Source organism: Arthrobacter sp. E44, assembly GCF_041877125.1.
In the GTDB taxonomy this organism is placed as follows: domain Bacteria; phylum Actinomycetota; class Actinomycetes; order Actinomycetales; family Micrococcaceae; genus Arthrobacter.
In genome coordinates, this window is the sequence record NZ_JBHDJA010000061.1 from 1 (window position 1) to 1,128 (window position 1,128).

1 protein-coding gene is annotated in these 1,128 nt (G+C 62.3%); it reads left to right on the forward strand.

Annotated features, from left to right (window positions below; translation table 11 throughout):
• A protein-coding gene (locus ACETK3_RS21310) for an IS3 family transposase (protein WP_373993595.1) occupies positions 1–1,085 on the forward strand; the annotation gives its coding sequence in 2 pieces (ribosomal slippage) (positions 1–201 and positions 204–1,085; 1,083 coding nt annotated over the 2 pieces). This gene is flagged as partial in the annotation.
• Positions 1,086–1,128: the final 43 nt, after the last annotated feature.

The window sequence follows — 1,128 nt, forward strand, 5'->3', positions numbered from 1 at the left end:
ATCGCCAAGGATTTCGGGGTCTCACCTGCTGCCCTGCACCGCTGGATGAAGATTGCCGACAGAGAAGATGGCGTGCAGTCCGGGGCCGTGTCTGATGACGCCGCGAAGTTGCGGGAGGCCAATAAACGCATCCGGCTCCTGGAGCAGGAAGCTGAAGTCATGCGCCGTGCCGTGGCCTATCTGTCCCGGGACATCAATCCAAAAAAATGATGTACCCGCTGGTCCGCGAGCTGGCTGCCAGGGACGCCCCGATCAGGGTTCCCGTGGCAGTGTCCTGCCGGGTACTGAATTTCTCCAGACAGGCCTACTACCAGTGGGCCGCCAACCCCGTGCCCGCCCGGGACTGGGAAGAAGCCCACCTGATCAACGCCGCCATCGACCACCACCGCGACGATCCTGCCTTCGGCTACCGGTTCATCGCCGATGAGATCAACGCCGGACCCGGCCCTGTGGCCAGTGAACGCCGGATCTGGCGGCTGTGCTCCCAGAACGGCATCCTCTCGGTGATCCACCGCCGGCGCCGCTCAGCGCTCAAGGCCGGCCCTCCGGTCCACGATGACCTCATCGAACGGGACTTCAGCGCCACGGCACCGAACCGGAAATGGCTGACGGACATCACCGAGCACCACACCGGGGAAGGCAAGCTGTACCTGTGCGCGATCAAGGACCTGCATTCGAACCGGATCGTCGGGTACTCCATGGACGGGCGGATGAAAGCGTCTCTGGCCGTTGCCGCGCTGGACCACGCCGTGGCTCTCAGGAAACCGGCCGGCACAGTGGTCCACTCGGACAGAGGGTCCCAGTTCAGATCCAGAAAGTTCGTCCTGGCCCTGAACACCTACGGGCTGAGCGGATCAATGGGACGGGTAGGAGCATGCGGTGACAATGCCGCGATGGAATCGTTCTTCTCCCTGCTGCAAAAGAACGTCCTGAACCGGAAACGATGGGAAACCCGGGCCGAACTCCGGCTCGCCATCACAACCTGGATCGAACGCAGCTACCACCGCAAACGCCGTCAACGCGCCCTCGGCCGGCTGACACCCATCGAGTTTGAGACAATAAAAAACGCGGCCTCAGCCGCGTAAGAAATTATCAACCCCAGCTGTCAACTAAACCTTCAGCAGTCCC